General features: G+C 64.8%; 15 protein-coding genes. 3 read left to right on the top strand and 12 right to left on the bottom strand.

Annotation, left to right across the window (positions count from 1 at the left end; all coding sequences use genetic code 11):
* Positions 1 to 71: 71 nt before the first annotated feature.
* The 7 genes from AC3E6M_RS16590 to AC3E6M_RS16620 all read right to left on the bottom strand — a co-directional run bounded on the left by AC3E6M_RS16590 (position 72) and on the right by AC3E6M_RS16620 (position 6,384).
* The gene (locus AC3E6M_RS16590) at positions 72 to 1,367 is read right to left on the bottom strand and encodes a hypothetical protein (RefSeq protein WP_138176896.1); all 1,296 of its coding nucleotides are present in this window, start codon (positions 1,365 to 1,367) and stop codon (positions 72 to 74) included.
* 124 nt (positions 1,368 to 1,491) lie between these two features.
* A complete protein-coding gene (locus tag AC3E6M_RS16595) occupies positions 1,492 to 2,013 on the bottom strand; it encodes an acyltransferase (RefSeq protein WP_212743527.1) in 522 nt (173 codons plus the stop codon).
* Positions 2,014 to 2,048: 35 nt separating this feature from the next.
* Positions 2,049 to 2,762, bottom strand: coding sequence for a hypothetical protein (locus AC3E6M_RS16600; protein WP_138176902.1), 714 nt, complete (start codon positions 2,760 to 2,762; stop codon positions 2,049 to 2,051).
* 238 nt (positions 2,763 to 3,000) lie between these two features.
* Complete coding sequence (locus AC3E6M_RS16605) at positions 3,001 to 4,332, bottom strand: oligosaccharide flippase family protein (RefSeq protein ID WP_490530562.1); 1,332 nt, start codon at positions 4,330 to 4,332, stop codon at positions 3,001 to 3,003.
* Positions 4,293 to 4,829, bottom strand: coding sequence for a glycosyltransferase (locus AC3E6M_RS16610; RefSeq protein WP_171024350.1), 537 nt, complete (start codon positions 4,827 to 4,829; stop codon positions 4,293 to 4,295). The genes AC3E6M_RS16605 and AC3E6M_RS16610 overlap by 40 nt, the downstream gene beginning before the upstream one ends.
* Entirely contained in the window at positions 4,826 to 5,290 is a 465-nt protein-coding gene (locus AC3E6M_RS16615; protein WP_171024351.1) for a glycosyltransferase family 28 protein, read from the bottom strand. Before AC3E6M_RS16615 ends, AC3E6M_RS16610 begins: the two co-directional genes overlap by 4 nt.
* On the bottom strand, positions 5,287 to 6,384 hold the full coding sequence (locus AC3E6M_RS16620; RefSeq protein ID WP_138176911.1) for a glycosyltransferase: 1,098 nt from the start codon (positions 6,382 to 6,384) through the stop codon (positions 5,287 to 5,289). The genes AC3E6M_RS16615 and AC3E6M_RS16620 overlap by 4 nt, the downstream gene beginning before the upstream one ends.
* A 140-nt stretch (positions 6,385 to 6,524) precedes the next feature.
* On the opposite strand from AC3E6M_RS16620, the gene AC3E6M_RS16625 reads away from it, so the two are divergent.
* The gene (locus tag AC3E6M_RS16625) at positions 6,525 to 7,484 is read left to right on the top strand and encodes a nucleotidyltransferase family protein (protein ID WP_171024352.1); all 960 of its coding nucleotides are present in this window, start codon (positions 6,525 to 6,527) and stop codon (positions 7,482 to 7,484) included.
* On the opposite strand, the gene AC3E6M_RS16630 is transcribed toward AC3E6M_RS16625, so the two are convergent.
* Positions 7,455 to 8,363 carry a PqqD family protein gene (locus AC3E6M_RS16630; protein ID WP_490530563.1) on the bottom strand — a complete coding sequence of 303 codons (909 nt, stop codon included), beginning with the start codon at positions 8,361 to 8,363 and terminating at the stop codon, positions 7,455 to 7,457. The two genes, AC3E6M_RS16625 and AC3E6M_RS16630, sit on opposite strands and share 30 nt — an antisense overlap.
* 248 nt (positions 8,364 to 8,611) lie before the next feature.
* Between AC3E6M_RS16630 and AC3E6M_RS16635 the strand changes: the two genes are divergently transcribed.
* Together AC3E6M_RS16635 and lepB are read left to right on the top strand one after the other, a co-directional pair.
* Positions 8,612 to 9,586 (top strand): PqqD family peptide modification chaperone, encoded by a 975-nt coding sequence (locus AC3E6M_RS16635; RefSeq protein ID WP_138176920.1) that lies wholly within the window; start codon positions 8,612 to 8,614, stop codon positions 9,584 to 9,586.
* The gene (gene lepB, locus AC3E6M_RS16640; protein WP_138176923.1) at positions 9,583 to 10,302 is read left to right on the top strand and encodes a signal peptidase I; all 720 of its coding nucleotides are present in this window, start codon (positions 9,583 to 9,585) and stop codon (positions 10,300 to 10,302) included. The genes AC3E6M_RS16635 and lepB overlap by 4 nt, the downstream gene beginning before the upstream one ends.
* Before the next feature lie 70 nt (positions 10,303 to 10,372).
* Here lepB and AC3E6M_RS16645 read toward each other — a convergent pair whose 3' ends face one another.
* From AC3E6M_RS16645 to fusA, 4 genes are all read right to left on the bottom strand, one after another.
* The gene (locus AC3E6M_RS16645; protein WP_138176926.1) at positions 10,373 to 12,286 is read right to left on the bottom strand and encodes a DUF4012 domain-containing protein; all 1,914 of its coding nucleotides are present in this window, start codon (positions 12,284 to 12,286) and stop codon (positions 10,373 to 10,375) included.
* 66 nt (positions 12,287 to 12,352) lie between these two features.
* Positions 12,353 to 12,637, bottom strand: coding sequence for a hypothetical protein (locus AC3E6M_RS16650; protein WP_138176929.1), 285 nt, complete (start codon positions 12,635 to 12,637; stop codon positions 12,353 to 12,355).
* 108 nt (positions 12,638 to 12,745) lie between these two features.
* Entirely contained in the window at positions 12,746 to 13,939 is a 1,194-nt protein-coding gene (gene tuf, locus AC3E6M_RS16655) for an elongation factor Tu (protein WP_077050668.1), read from the bottom strand.
* Between the two features lie 159 nt (positions 13,940 to 14,098).
* Positions 14,099 to 16,213, bottom strand: coding sequence for an elongation factor G (gene fusA / locus AC3E6M_RS16660; RefSeq protein WP_138176932.1), 2,115 nt, complete (start codon positions 16,211 to 16,213; stop codon positions 14,099 to 14,101).
* Positions 16,214 to 16,268 lie beyond the last annotated feature (55 nt).

Here is a 16,268-nt window from a genome sequence, read left to right on the forward strand (position 1 = left end):
TTGACAGGCTTCCGGTCCCACCATGCCGATCGACGGGCGCGCACAAGCGAGATTGAAGAGCGCGCGGATAGCTAGAATTTGCCCTTCCCCAGCGGCGACAGCGGCGGCTTGTCTTGGGGCATGGCGGCGGTGCTGAGCTGTTCGTTGTGCAGGGTTTCTGCTTTAAGGGGACGAGGGCTGAGGCGTGCAGCGAGAACCGCCCAGATCACCATCGATATCGCGCTCATCGTAGTGATCCCGGAGTACGTGAATCCACCCAATACAGCGAAAAACGCGGCAAGCCAGGCCCCCGGCATTCCGCGCCTACTAAACAATATCAGCAGCTGTGCAGCGAGGAGGGCGATGACCGCGAGCCCTCCCAGGTCGAAGGCGAGGATTGCGTAACCGTTCTCGAGACTCGTCTCGAGAACGGTACCCTTCATGGCGTAGCTCGATCCCCAGCCATTCCCGAACACGACAACCGAGCCAATGTTCTCCAATATGTATTCGGTGGCCACACTTCGCGCGGCGGAAGAACTACCGTCGTCGCCAGAAAATCGTTCGACAAGACCGTCGAGTACCGGAAGATTTATGAAGGCAACAATTCCCACACCTACGACGATCACCATCGTTATGAGGGAGCGCAAGCTTCGTATCGCCAAGACCAAGATGATTATGGTTGCGACCACTGCCATGATCGTCGGAGTGCGTGATTCGGATAGAACGACCGCCGCCAGGAGCAGCACCAATGCCACGTACCTCGGCAGAGGGCTCCTCACTGTTACGAGTAAAGGAATCGCAATCGCGGCAGCCAAGCCAAGGTCCAGAGGACTGTCGAACGTGCCGACGGGCCGGCTGCCGGGCTGAACGCCCGCGACCGCCGCCCAGGGCAGGTTCGACCCCGCTAGCCACTGCACAATAACAAGAATCGACTCGACAACCATAGTCAAGACGAAAACACGGACGATTATGGGAACCGCGTCAGCGTCGGACCCTTGAACCACCCGGAGGCAGAAGAAGTACAAAATGCTGGAAAGAAGTGAATTTGTTAGACCGAACAGCGCAGTCGGCCCCGTCAGGGTCACGGCCATAACCACAGCCAGCGTGACACAGAGGGCCAGGAGGGAGTGTATTGCCCAGTGCGCGCGCCACTCTCGCGCAACACCTGGCGCATTGGAGAGAAGGGCGAAAGCAGCCCAAACGATCAGAAGCAGAGTGGCCGGATGCAACGCTGCATAACCCTGCCAATTACCGATCAAGACCCAGCCCGCTTGCGACGGAATGAGAAGCCGAAGGATCAGAACTATGGCCAGCACAAGAGTCGGCCTCTTCTGTAGGGACAGCGCCACCGCAACGCAAACAATGCCCCAAATAACGAGCTGTACCATGCTATATCTCCCAGTCGCTCAAGGCATCCAACCGACGGTCGTGGCGGGGGTGCGCGGGTGGAGGTCTGTGAGGAGTTTACGCGAGCGATCTGCGTAAAGATCTACACCGGGCGATGGGGCGCAGTTACGAATTTGCCCCGTCCTCAGGGTTCGACAGATAGGGCTTCCATCTTGGATCGACGATCGAATCGACTCGCTGACGATACGTCTCACCCACCATGTCCTCGCTGCTGGGCCAGTCTCTTTGGATTCGGGCCAACAAGTCTCTCGACATGGCGATCACTCGAGCCGGGTTTCCTCCGACCACACACCCGTCTGGCACCGACTTCGTGACGACGCTTCCCGCAGCTACGATCACGTCGCTTCCGATCCGCACACCGGGCATGATAATGCTCCGCGATCCAATGAAAGATCGGTCCCCGATCGATATAGGAGCATACCGGTAACGACGGAGATCACCCTTTGAAACGAGCCATCCGGTCCCGTCGTGTGTTATGAATTGCACTCCCACGCTGACCGTCACTCGATTCCCGATGCTAAGCAACCACCGTTCGGAAGCCACATCCATCGAGTAAATACGACATCCTTCGCCAACGGCGACCCCCAACTGACGCGCAGCTCGCGGGCCACCCACCAGCTTAGACATGATGTAGAACTGCAATGAGGCTGGGATGAGACGCTTCACTTCTCCCGACCATCCTCGAGAACTGCGGACAAAATAGGTGGCGTATATGCGCGATCGATCTGGGGATCGTTTCCGCCCACGTTGTGGCGCCAAAGCGCCACTCTTTGGCTCCCCGGTATCACGGAGAAAAACAAGGCGTTCTCCCGGATCTGCGAAACCCTAAAGCCTGCTTCGACGGCACAGGCATTGAGCCACACATCGTCAGCTTTAGGGGCTACTGCCCGGAAAGCCTCACCTTTTTGATGCAGGAAGTCCAAATATTCAGTCGGGTATATCACACCAGACACGCCAGTGAGAAAGTTCCTATGGCTAGGCGCCGTTCCCTTGACGGGTACCCAACTCATATACGGGGCCATCTTATTGCCAATGAGCCCGATGCGATGCGCGCGATAACAGTGGATGGACGAGGGATCCTGCGTCTGCGCTGCGACGAGGCCGACGAGCCACGACCGCGGGTAGAGAATGTCGTCGTCCGCGGTGGCGAGAGGCAACGCGTGACCGTACTCGCTCGCAACGTAGGGGTAATACTTGCCATGCGGCCCCATCGGTTCGGAACGGCGGATCTCCAGCCCCCGCCGTCTTAAGCGAGCCAAACCTGGACTCTTAACAGCAGCGTCGAGATCAGCCTCGCTGTCCAGCCACAGAATGAGCTTTCGCGGGCGCGCCTTCCCTCGCGCAATGCTCTCAATGGTGAGATGCACACTGGACACGCGCGGCCCATAAGTTGTAAGGGAGACGACTGCGGGCGAGCCCCCTCGCACGCTACGTCTGGACCACAGATTTGTCAGACTCATGAGCACGAAAAGATACGCTCGGCGGACCGTGGGAATGAATGACAGTCTCCGCGCTGTTGAAAGCATTATTCGAGTCTCCTAGTGAGGTTTACACATTACCTCGATGCGCTGTGTTGCACAGAGCATCGCTCCCTGACGACGGCACCAGACGTTGTCATCTGCGCCTGAGGATCCGACCCAACGCGCGCTTTAGCGCTGCAAGATCAGTAGAACGCAACTTGTAGAAGTCGGACCAGATGAACCCGTGGTACTTGACAGTCCAAGCGATGCACATATTGCTGGATACGACGTTACCCGCCAGCGTCGCGAGCGCCGCACCGACCCCGCCCAGCGGCGGAACCAGAACGAATAGCAAAACAACGTTGAGTGCGCAGGCGACGAGGATGCTGTAGCTGCGCAGCTCTGGGCGCCCTCGCGCACTCAGCGTCGCGCCCGCGATGGAGCCCGGCACGCCTACGACGACCGCGAGGGCCGCAACCAAGGCGATGGGGATAGCCCCCGAGAACTCGACGCCGAAAACGAGCGGGAGCCACCACCCGATCGGCGCGAGAACGACGATGGCACAGAGCAGACAGGCGATGAAGGTCGCTCGAGCGGCCAGACCCGCCCGAGCATTGTCCCGTTGCGCGGCGTCGCTGGAGAACATAACCTCTCGCGTCGCGGAGTTGATGATCAGCGGCACTTCGCTCACGTTGACAGCGACCGCATAGAGACCCAGCTGCGCCGCACCTCCCAGGGGGAGGATCAGGAGCTGATCGATGCGCATGAGCAGCACCCCCGCAACCGATCCGAGCCACGCCTTCGTCCCATACGCGAACGTACGACGGGAGGATGTGGGTCGAGAGCTACGAGCCAAACTCGGCTTCGCCCCGATGAGTCGCACGTAGGCGAAACCGGCAAGAACTGGACCGAGCACGGTGACGAGCGTGGCAGTGAAGAGCGTGAGCTGGCCCGCGAGAGCGAAGCCGACGATTCCGGCGATGCGCAGGCTGCCGTTCAGAACGCGCTCCGTTGCGACAACTCCCCACATGTGCAGCCCAGCGGCTGTCCCGCGCAACAACGCGACCAAGAGGCCCGGGATCGTTGCCACTGTCGCGATGGTCATCAGCGTAGCGAGCCCGGACGAACCGCCTTGCGTGAGGATAGGGGAGGCCAGCCACACGATCACTACGGAGAGCATCCCCGTGCCCAGCAGGGACGACACCAGCGCGAGCCACGTCACGCGTCGGAGGTACGATCTCCGGGCGAGGACGTTCGTAACTGCATCAGGCAGGCCCAGCGTCGCGATGGCGACCGCCAGCATGAACGGCGCCGTCGCGGCCGCGAGATCTCCTCGCCCGTCGACATCGAGCGCGCGCGCCAGAATCGGCGCCGTGACGAGGACGGCTATCGGCGGAAATCCATTGCCCAGGATGGACAGCGCCACATGGCGGGCGTGCGAGCCGCTCACGCGCGCGCGCCACGCAATCCAAGGATCAACGACCACGTCTGCTCGCGGAACATCTCTCGGCGCGCCTCGCTCGACCGCATGGCATCCGCGATCCGTGCCCGGCGTTCCTCGGGATCGACGGTAGCCGCCTCGGCGATCTTGTGGGCGAGTGTGCCAGCGTCGTGGATGTCGGTCGCCAGCCCCATCTCTTCCAGTACCGAGGCGAATCGCACTTGATGATCGTCGACGTGCTCGGCGTTCGCGTGACGTCGACCGAGGACCAACGGCCACACACCGGCATCCAGGGCGCCAAAGACATTGCCGGGACTGGCCTGCGATATGAAAATGTCGGCCCACTCCAGCGACTCGGCGACGCCCTGAGGCGTAAGGTAGTCGACCGCACGCTCGACGCGATCGGAAATCGCAGACCACTCCCCGACGCCGTACTGGACGATGTAGCGGTGGTCTCCCGCCTCGTCAACGGCAAGAGCGACGGCGTCGAGCAAGCGCTGGAACGGTTGCTCATGGGTTCCGACGGAGACGTAAATGTTCATCGGCTTCTCGTCACCTGTTCCCGATGCGGGTAGTCCGTCAGCTGCGTATCCCACTGGCACACATAAAGATCCGTGACCGGCTTCGTCAGCCTGGCGGTCATCGTGGCGTTGTCGACGCGATCGAAGCACTCGATGAATACGTTCTTCGTATCGAAGAAGAGCTTCCCGGCGAAGAAAAAGGGGACCGCCGCCGCCGCCCCACTGCTCACGATGATCTCTGGGCGCTCTCGTCTCAGCACCGAGAACGCTCGCTTGAGATTGATGAGCAACGCCTTGACGCTTCGATTCGTCGGCCAGTACAGGCCGTAGGACCTCATTCCGCTGATCTTGCTGGCCGCGTCGGGCTTCAGGAACGTGGCGATCGCGATATCCACGCCCTCGGGCTGGGGTAGAAGAGCAAGCAGCTGGTCGAGGTGACCGCCGCTGCTGCACACGAACAGGACACGCGTAGATGTGGTCACGAGGTGAGCCTCTCCGCCCGCTGCACCCACATGTCCGCAGCGCTCTGCATCGAGAAGGGGCGGATGTAGTCGATCATCTCCTCGGCCGGTGCGACGGCGCCGTCGAGCATGTCGACCACTCCATCGGCCAGGGCAGCGGAATCGCCGACCGGATAAGTGCGCATGATGTCGTCGCGGTCCCCCAGAGCGCGATGCATCTCGTCCGGCCCGATGGCGTCGGCCGCGAGGACAGGCGTGCCCACCGCCATGGATTCCAGGAGCACGATGCCCCACGCTTCGCTTCGCGCGCTGTGGACGAGGACATCGGCCGCGGCCATGAACGGGTACGGGTTGCTGTGCCCGCCGTGCGCCGTGATAGTCAAGAGCCCGCGCGGGTCGTCGAACGCGTCGAGTTCCTCGCGCAACGGCCCTTCGCCGACAATGTGCCAGTGCAACGGGCGATCGATGGAGAGCAACGCGTCGCGGGTGATGTCCAAACCCTTCCGACGAATCAGGCTGCTGACCGACACGATGTGCTGGCCAGACCCGAAGTCCACCGAGGCGGACGCGACGAGATCATTGGTCTTGGCGATATCGACGGTGCTCGGAATGATCGCCGGCCGCGTCCGGAGACGGTAGACGTCCACCATCGAGTCCGCGACGGTCTGCGTGTTGGCGCTGATGTGCTCGCGGTGATTGAAGATCCAACCGATGAGGCTCTGCTTGGCGCGGCCGAAGCGGATGTACTCGGCGTGATCGGTCGGGTCGAGGTCCTCGCAGTAGTTGTAGACATGGTGGCGCGCGCCCGGAAGACCATCGACCATGGCGCAGGCCAAGATGCTCGACCACAGCTTGACGATCACGAGCGCGGGCGGGATGCGCCGCAGGACGACATAAAGACGACGAGCGACGTCCGCAGTAGCCAGGTGGCTCTCGAGCCCGAGATCGTGAACGATCACGCCATCTGAGATCTCGGACGCAAGCCCCTGCCCGCCGCGATGGAGGATGACGTGGATCTCGTGGCCTTGACTCGCCAAGTGGTTGGCTACGATGACCGTCTGACGTTCCGCGCCGCCGAACCTTAGGTGCGGTTGGAGGAAGATGATCCTCGCCATGTAGTGGATACCCCCGGGTGATCGCGTGCGGTGCCAGATAGGTCATCGGGCTAGGCCGCGGATGAGACGGTACCATTCATGTGTGTCCGTCTAATGACATAACGGACTCGATTGCGTACGGCGGACGAAGGGCTCTTAGCGTGCCGGAGTTGCGGACCGCCGAAGCCGTCGAGCTGCTTCCCGCCGTCGTTCTAGGCGTCGCGCGGGAAGTCGGATCTCGCGCTCTCATCATCAAGGGGCAGGGCCTTTCAATCCAGGGTCTACGCCCTCCCCGTACTTCCGGTGACGTCGACATCTGGGTGGCACCGGCAGACTTCGAGATATTCGTCGCTGAGATGAAGTCGCGCGGCTGGTACGACCGCGACGAGAAGGTCCTTGCGCCCCTCACAGGGCCGGCCAGCGTTTTCACGGTTCACTCGGTCACCCTCAACGGGCCAGGCTGGCCGATCGCGTTGGACGTCCACCGGTGCTACCCCGGCTTCTTCGCCCCGCCGACGCACCTTTTCGACGAGATCTGGGCCGCAAGAGAGTTCGTCGAGTTGGGCGGACAATGGTGCCCCATCCCCCAAACCGCCGATCACTGGCTCCTCGCGATGCTCCATTCTCTCCGCGATGGAAATGTCGCCCAGCTGGAGCAACTCGAGGAAGGGGCTCGGAACATGCCCCCCGAAGCCTTCCTGAGGCTTCGAGAGCGAGCGGTGACGCTCGGGGCGGTGGAGCCCCTTCGCGAACGCCTCGGATCGTGGGGGTGGCAGTTCCCACCCCCGGGCAGCGAGGAAAAGCGACTTCTCACGGAATGGGATCTCGCGATCTCCGATGCGCCGCACGGCGATCTCGCCCATGTTTCCGAACTGGTCCGCGCCCGCGGGTGGGCACGATTCGTCGTGGTATGGCGCGCAGTTTTCCCTCCCGAGAGGACGTTCCGCCTTTTCCACGAGGTGGGTCCTGGCCGTTGGGGCCTCTTCCTTGCGTACGCGCGACGCTGGAAGGGTGGCGTCGCCGCGATTCCTCGAATGGTGTCCTATGCGCGAAGAATGCGCCGCTTCAGCCGGAGAGAAGACTCCGCATCCTCAGCAACGAACCAGACCCCGCTGACCTAGATCTACGAGGAACGCCTCCACGTCGTTCGCGATGTCGTCGTGCAGAGACTCCGCTTCCTCACTCAGTCGCGCGACGATCTGTGCGGCGGAGATCGGCCCGCTCTCCGCGACGATCGACCAGATGGCCGCTCCCCAGCCGTCCAGCACCACGGGGGGTTCCATTGACGCGCGACGGGCGAGATAGACCTCAGCTTGGTCGGTCGTCGCACATACGACGTCATCGGCGAGGCTCCATTGCGCGTCGGCGGCCATCACACCAAGCTCGCGGAGCGACCGAACGGCGTGATTCAGCCGGGTCGGTGCGAAGCCCAACGACCGGGCGAGCTCGTCGCCGGGTGTTCCATTCAGCCGGCACCAGACTGTCAGGAGGTCATCAGCCAGGATGACGAGTCGATTGTCCTGCGTGAGAACGACTACTGAGCTCGCGGCCCGCACTGCTTCCTTCACGCCTCCGCGCCACAGCCCGTCCGGCCGCGCGGAAGTGGAACGCCGAGAAAGGTCCAACCCGCCGTTCCAGGGAACGCGAGCCGGGGCGGCCGAGAAAACGACGAGCCCAATCTTCGGTCCCATCGGCATTTGCTCGTCAATCATCGCTCGCAAAAAGGACAAAAGCCCGGGGCGATCGGCTCCCCGAATGGTCGACTCGAAGGCCCTGTGGATCGCCTCGGCACCACCGAGGGAGCCGTCTTCGGCAGCGAAGGCCACGCCGGAAAGTTCTCGCAGCCGTCCGTTGGAGTCAACTCGCCCGGCACGATCAACGGCAATCTGCCGCCCCTCCGCTTCCGTCCCGCCGACGACCAAGACGAGTTCACCAGACTCGACGTCCTGTAGCGCGCCCCGAACAAGCCAGATGTGCTCCCGCGGGGTTTCGTGCGTCACCGGTGTTCCGTCCTTACTCCGTCGTGTCATCCCTTTCGATACTGCCATCCGTGCTGTGACGGCCGGGGGTCAGGCCCTCGGTATCATGAGCCGGACCCGTAGTCCTGTTCCAACTAGAACAGTGGGTCCCGACGGCAGAGGAGACTGGGACAATGCAGTTCGCCACGCCCGATCCTCCCTCGATCGATGCCCTCGGGGCGCAGTTCCGGCTTACGGGTGCTGTCCAGCTCCCGGATGAGACTCGGAGATTGATTGCCGCAGTATGGCGGGACTGCCTCGTCCCGACCGGCGTTGGCGGCCCTCTTCGCACGCTCGGGGTCTCCGAGACGATGTTCGACGACCTCGCTCGCGGCCTCTCCGACCTCTCCACCCGGGTCACCCTCGCCGCCCTGGATGCACTCCGGGGTACCCGGCTCCTCCTCCACGCCGCGGGTGTCACCGCAGACGACGGACGCGTCCTCGCGCTGGTCGGTCCCTCCGGGCGCGGTAAGACGACCGCCGCGACCCACCTCGGCCGGCACTTTGGGTATGTCAGCGACGAGAGCGTCGCAGTCGACCTCGACCTGGCCGTCTGGCCCTACCGCAAACCGCTCTCGGTGATCGTCGACGGAAAGCCCTTCAAACAGCAGATCGCTCCGAGCGACCTGGGCCTGCGGCCGCTCCCCGATGCGCCCTTGCGTCTGGCCGGCATCACCCTCCTCGAGCGTCAGCCCGACACCGACGACCCCGGTGTTCGGACCGTCGATCTCGTCGACGCCATCTGCGAGCTGACCCCGCAGATCAGCTATCTGCCCGAGCTCCCCTCGCCCCTGCAGTACATCGCGCGAATCGTGGATCAGGTGGGTGCCGTCACGCGCCTCGTCTACCGGGATGCCGCTGAGCTGCCGGCGATGGTCACGGCGATGTTCGCGTCGCGGCCCGCCGCCGCTCAGGAATGGTCGGTGGCGCCACGCCCTGCGCAGACAGGCCCCTGGCGCTGCGCCGAGGTCGACGACGCGATTCTGGTCGAGGGCCGCGCATGCATCCTTCGCGATGGCGTCGTCACCGCCCTCGACCACCGGGGCTGTCTCGTCTGGAGAATGTGCCTCGAGGGCGCAACGTCCGAGCAGATCACGGCGGCGGCGATCACCGCGTTCGGCGCCCCTGCCGACGGCGCGGCCGAGGAGCTGATCGCCGAGACGCTCGACGACCTCCGCACCCACGGCTTCGTCTCGCCCGCATGACCTCCTCCGCCGACACCACGGCCCCGCCGACCCGCTGGCGACGCGTTCGTCGTTCCCCCCTCACGCATCTCGCGCTGGCTCTCCTCCTGCTCGCACTCGTGCAGGGTTTCGTGATCAAGCCGTTCCAGGTCCCATCCGAGTCCATGTCCCCCACCCTGGAGACCGGTGACCGCATCCTCGCGAGCCGCATCGCCTACTCCGTCTCCGCTCCCGGGGCCGGCGACATCGCGGTGTTCTCGCGCCCGGAGAGCTGGGGCCCGACTGCAGACCGCAGTCCTCTCCGCATCGCGGTCGGCTGGGTCGGCGACATCGTCGGGTTCGGTCCGAGCAACCACGACGCGCTCGTCAAACGCATCATCGGCGAACCGGGGTCGACCGTCCGCTGCTGCACCGACCAGGGCGCGGTAGAGGTGAACGGCATCCCGCTCGCCGAAGAGTACGTCGTGAAGGACCTTCCCTTCACCCCCGGGGTGAGCGACTGCACCACCACCCCGTTGTCGCCCCGCTGCTTCGGACCGATCACCGTTCCTGCCGACGAGTTCCTCGTGATGGGCGATAATCGGGCGAATTCCGCTGATTCGGTGATCGCGTGCCGAGGAATCCCCTCTGCGTCGGCCGGGTGCGCGCGCTTCGTCCCCCGCGGGGACATGCTCGGGAAGGTCGTCTCGATCGTGTGGCCGCTCGACCGCCTCCGCCTGTTCTCCGACGGCGGCTGAACGCGCCGTCTGCGGAGGACGCCGGCCACTGGATGCCACGACCCTGCGGCGCGGTCGTCCGCAGCGCCTCTCAGCCCGCTGCGGCGAACAGCGCACCGCAGGATGCGTCGACCGTGACCGGGGTCGCCGACGCCGTGGGCGTGTGCCGCAGCTGCAGCGGGCCGAGCGGACCCTCGGGCAGCTGGACGGTCGACGACACCGTCCGCGATTGCCCCTGAGGGACCACCACGAGCCGGCTCAGCGCGCTGTTGCCGTCCTGGGACCCGGAACGGTCGAAGCCGGACTTCTCGCTCGTCGCCGGCTCCGTCGCGATCACCTGACCCCCGGGCGGCGCGAAGAACAGCACGTCCAGCATCATCGACGTCCGCGGCAGGCCGAAGTTGCCGTTGCGGGCGCCGAGCGTGTACTTGCTCTGGATGCTGTCCGGGATCGAGTTCGTCAACGTCGTCGACGTGGTGATCGTTCGCGCGGTGGCGTCGCACGTCGCCGCGACCGACTGGGTGAGGTGGTACTCGAGCTTTCCGACCGAGTAGTCGTTGAGATAAGTCCCCACCTGCGTGGCCTCGGTGTTGTCCATGCGCAGCGCGCCGTCCAGCCCGAGCTCCCGGGACAGTCGCTGCGCCTCCTCGTCGGTGAACGACAACAGCAGCCGCTGCTCCTGCGCCGAGGTGCTGAGCGCGTCCAGCATCTTCGCCGGATCCCACGCGCCCGAGGTCAGGTGGGTGAAGACCGCGCGCGAAACCTCCGAGAAGAACACGTCCGAGTCGCGGCCGGACGGGAACCGCTCGTACGCGTCGCTGAGCAGCACCTTCACGGCGTTGTCGCTCGTGATCTGCTCGCCCGCGACATCGACCGGGCCAGCGACGGCGAGCATGTGCGACAGGACGACCGGGTCGATCGAGATCACCCCGTCGAACCGCTCGCCGTTCGTCCGGTTCCAGAGGTCCTGGAAGAGCTGCACGGTCGTCGGGTAGCTCGGCGTCATCGTGTAGTCCTGCGAGTAGCGCGCGAACGTGGACGGATACAGACCGAGCGTCTCCGCGGGGATGTCGCTGAACTGCTCTCCCGCGGTGCCCTCCTCGTAGAACGTCGCCGAGCTCGCCTGGTCCAGCAGCTCGAACTTGCCCTGGTCGACCTTCATGATGATGCTCGCCGCCGGGTTTCCGCCGGTGGCCCGGATCTCGGCGTTGTTCTGGAAGACGATGAGATACGTCTTGCTCCCCTCGCCGCCCGCCATGCTCAGCAGGGTCGGGAGGTACCGGTTCACGACGTCGAGGGTCGGGGCCGTCCGGTCGATCACGTCGCGGATCTCGCCCACCGGTCCCGCGACGGGTCCGAGGAGCTGATCCGACCGGATGCCGTCCGTCTCGGCCTTCGCGGCCGTGAACGCCTGCGACACGACGGGGATCGACGCCTGCGCTTGCTGGAACGGCTGAAGATCGAAACCGCCGCCCTCGAGCGCGAGCTTCTTGATGTCGAGGTCGGCGATCATCTGCATCCCGGGCGGCAACGCGTCGCGCACGAGGATGTCGACCGCCCGGGTCACGCGCGAGACGGCGTCGATGTTCGCCCCGACGACGGGGACGTCGGATGCCATCTGCCACAGGGGCCCCTGCACGGTCGCGGCTGCACGGGCTGTGCGCACGCTCACGTCCTCCGCCGCCGCCTGGAGGCCTGCCTCGTCCTTCGCCTCGACGAGGGACGTGAGCTTTCCGAGGACGGCCTTGGAGACCAAGAGGTCTTCGCGCACCTCCATGGCCTGGACGGCCAGGGTGGCGCCCAAGACGCCGACCACCGCGACCGTTCCGCCGAGGACACCCAGCACTCCTCCCACGACCCAGGGCCACGCGCGCCGACGACGCGACGTCGCCCCCGTCCCCTCGGTGGTGTCCGCGCCGTGCTCCGCCGCGAGGGCGGAGGACTCGGCGTTGCGCGGATTCGACGACGCACTGTTCCTGGCATCCCGACGGAGGTTCTCACCCATGCGCTGAATCCTAGGTCAGACGACCTGGACGGCTTCTGTTCGCCCGCCCATCGGCATCGCGCTCCGTCACACGAAGAGAGGCGCCAGCGCGAAGCCGACCCCGACGAAGACCGAGCTGAGCCCACCGATGATCGGCAGGGCCGTCGTGCCCGACCGTCGTCCGACGACGTACCCGACGACGGCCAGCACCACCCCGACCCCGGCGGCGGCCAGGCCGAGCAGCGGCGCCCGGTCGACGATCGTGGAGGAATCCGCCTGGAGGAGCAGCAGCGCACCGATCGCCGGCACCCCCGCCGCCGCGATCGCTAGCAGGAGGGACACGACGCCGAGGATGCGGGAGAGCGGCTTCACCCGAGCGACTCTACCCGGCGACATCGCACGGCCCCGAAGGGCGACCCCCACGCACGGCGAAGGGCCGGGCCCGAAGGCCCGGCCCTTGCCGGTCAGTCCGAAGAGGACTTACTTGAGGATCTTGGTGACGGTACCGGCACCGACGGTGCGGCCACCCTCACGGATCGCGTAGCCGAGGCCCTCTTCCATGGCGATCGGCTGGATGAGCTCGACCGACATCTCGGTGGTGTCACCGGGCATGACCATCTCGGTGCCCTCGGGCAACGTGATGACGCCGGTCACGTCCGTGGTACGGAAGTAGAACTGCGGGCGGTAGTTCGTGAAGAACGGGTTGTGGCGGCCGCCCTCTTCCTTGGACAGGATGTACGCCGTGCCCTCGAAGTTGGTGTGCGGGGTGACCGAACCGGGCTTCACGACGACCTGGCCGCGCTCGACGTCGTCACGCTTGGTGCCGCGCAGGAGCAGACCACAGTTCTCGCCGGCCCAGGCCTCGTCGAGCTGCTTGTGGAACATCTCGATACCCGTGACAGTGGTCTTCTGCGTCGGGCGGATGCCGACGATCTCGACCTCGGAGTTGATCGCGAGGGTACCGCGCTCGGCGCGACCCGTGACGACCGTTCCACGACCGGTGATGGTGAAGACGTCCTCAATGGGCATGAGGAACGGCTTGTCCTTGTCACGCACCGGGTCGGGGATGGACTCGTCGACGGCCTCCATGAGCTCGACGATCGAGTTGACCCACTGCTCGTCGCCCTCGAGAGCCTTGAGGCCCGAGACGCGCACGACGGGGGCGTTGTCGCCATCGAAGTCCTGCGAGGAGAGGAGCTCGCGCACCTCGAGCTCGACGAGCTCCAGGATCTCCTCGTCGTCGACCATGTCGGCCTTGTTCAGCGCGACCAGCAGGTAGGGGACGCCGACCTGCTTGGCGAGCAGCACGTGCTCACGCGTCTGGGCCATCGGGCCGTCGGTCGCCGCGACCACGAGGATCGCGCCGTCCATCTGAGCGGCACCGGTGATCATGTTCTTGATGTAGTCGGCGTGACCGGGCGCGTCGACGTGAGCGTAGTGACGCTTCGGGGTCTCGTACTCGACGTGCGAGATGTTGATGGTGATACCGCGCTGGCGCTCTTCCGGCGCCGAGTCGATCGACGCGAAGTCACGCTGAACGTTGGTGGCCGACGGGAACTTGTCGGCGAGCACCTTCGAGATGGCAGCGGTGAGCGTGGTCTTGCCGTGGTCGACGTGACCGATCGTTCCGATGTTCACGTGCGGCTTGGTCCGCTCGAACTTGGCCTTAGCCACTGGGTCCTCCTCAGGACGGTCGTGCAGAGTCACGGGCGCTGGATTGCGACCGGTTCTCTACGGGGATGGTTCTCAGGTTACTAGAGAGTCGGTATTGAGTTTGAGCGGATGCCGGGAACCCGGCCGGGGCACGAGCTCCCGGCATCCGTGAGAGCGGTGTTACTCGCCCTTGTTCTTCTGGATGATCTCGTCGGCCACGGCCTTCGGGACATCGGCGTAGCTGTCGAACTCCATCGAGTAGACGGCGCGACCCGAGGTCTTCGAGCGCAGGTCACCGATGTAGCCGAACATCTCCGACAGCGGCACGTTGGCCCGGACGACCTTGACGCCGGCGGCGTCTTCCATCGACTGGATCTGGCCACGACGAGAGTTCAGGTCACCGATGACGTCGCCCATGTACTCCTCGGGAGTACGGACCTCGACGGCCATGATCGGCTCGAGGATCGTGGGGTTCGCCTTGCGGACGGCCTCCTTGAAGCCCATCGAACCGGCGATCTTGAACGCCATCTCCGAGGAGTCGACGTCGTGCGACGCGCCGTCGAGCAGGATCGCCTTGACACCCACCATGGGGTAGCCGGCGAGCACGCCGACGTTCATGGCGTCCTGGAAGCCCTGGTCGGTCGGCGAGATGTACTCGCGCGGGATACGACCACCGGTGACCTTGTTCTCGAACTCGTAGGTCTTGTCGGCCGTGACCTCGAGGGGCTCGAGCGCGAACTGGATCTTCGCGAACTGGCCCGAACCACCGGTCTGCTTCTTGTGGGTGTAGTCGTGGCGGTCGACCGACTTGCGGATCGTCTCGCGGTAGGCCACCTGCGGCTTTCCGACGTTGGCCTCGACCTTGAACTCGCGCTTCATGCGGTCCACGAGGATGTCGAGGTGCAGCTCGCCCATGCCCTTGATGACGGTCTGACCGGTCTCGGAGTTCTGCTCGACGCGGAACGTCGGGTCCTCTTCCGCGAGCTTCTGGATGGCGACACCCAGCTTCTCCTGGTCGGCCTTGGTCTTGGGCTCGATGGCGACCTCGATGACCGGCTCCGGGAACGTCATCGACTCGAGGACGACCTGGTTGGCCGGGTCGCACAGGGTGTCACCGGTGGTGGTGTCCTTGAGGCCGATGACGGCGTAGATGTGACCGGCGGTGACCGAGTCGACCGGCATCTCCTTGTTGGCGTGCATCTGGAAGATCTTCCCGATGCGCTCCTTCTTGCCCTTGGTCGCGTTGACGACCTGGGCGCCGGAGTCGAGGTGACCCGAGTAGACGCGGATGTAGGTGAGGCGACCGAAGAACGGGTGCGTCACGATCTTGAACGCGAGCGCCGCGAACGGCTCCTCGCGGTCGGCGTGGCGCTCGATGACGATCTCTTCGTCCTTGGGGTCGTGCGCCTCGATGGCGGGCACGTCCAGGGGCGAGGGGAGGTAGTCGACGACCGCGTCGAGCATGGGCTGCACGCCGCGGTTCTTGAACGCCGAGCCACACAGGACCGGGTACAGCTCCGAGTTGATCGTCATCTTGCGGATGGCGCCCTTGATCTCGGCGACCGTGAGCTCCTCACCACCGAAGAACTTCTCGAGGAGCGCGTCGTCGGACTCGGCGACGGTCTCGAGCAGCTGCTGGCGGTACTCGGCGGCCTTGTCTGCGAGGTCGGCCGGGATCTCCTGGATCTCGTACTTCGCACCCATGGTCACGTCACCCTTGGCATCGCCGGGCCACACCAGGGCGCGCATCTCGACGAGGTCGATGACGCCGACGAAGTCGTTCTCGGCACCGATGGGGAGCTGGATGACGAGCGGCTTGGCCTTCAGGCGGTTGACGATCGTGTCGACCGTGAAGTAGAAGTCGGCGCCCAGCTTGTCCATCTTGTTGACGAAGCAGATGCGGGGGACGTCGTACTTGTCGGCCTGACGCCACACCGTCTCGGACTGGGGCTCGACGCCCTCCTTGCCGTCGAAGACGGCGACGGCACCGTCGAGCACGCGGAGCGAACGCTCGACCTCGACCGTGAAGTCGACGTGTCCAGGGGTGTCGATGATGTTGATCTGGTTCTTGTCCCAGAAGCAGGTGACGGCGGCGGAGGTGATCGTGATGCCACGCTCCTGCTCCTGCTCCATCCAGTCGGTGGTCGCGGCACCGTCGTGCGTCTCACCGATCTTGTGGTTGACGCCCGTGTAGAACAGGATGCGCTCGGTCGTCGTCGTCTTGCCGGCATCGATGTGCGCCATGATGCCGATGTTGCGGACCTTGTGGAGGTCGGTGAGCACGTCTTGTGCCACGGGTGTCTTCCTTACCTGTTGGGAGGTTGATGCCGGGCCCTTAGCGGGTCCGTGA

The sequence above is a fragment of the Microbacterium sp. SCPM-O-B-15248 (M128) genome, assembly GCF_058214835.1.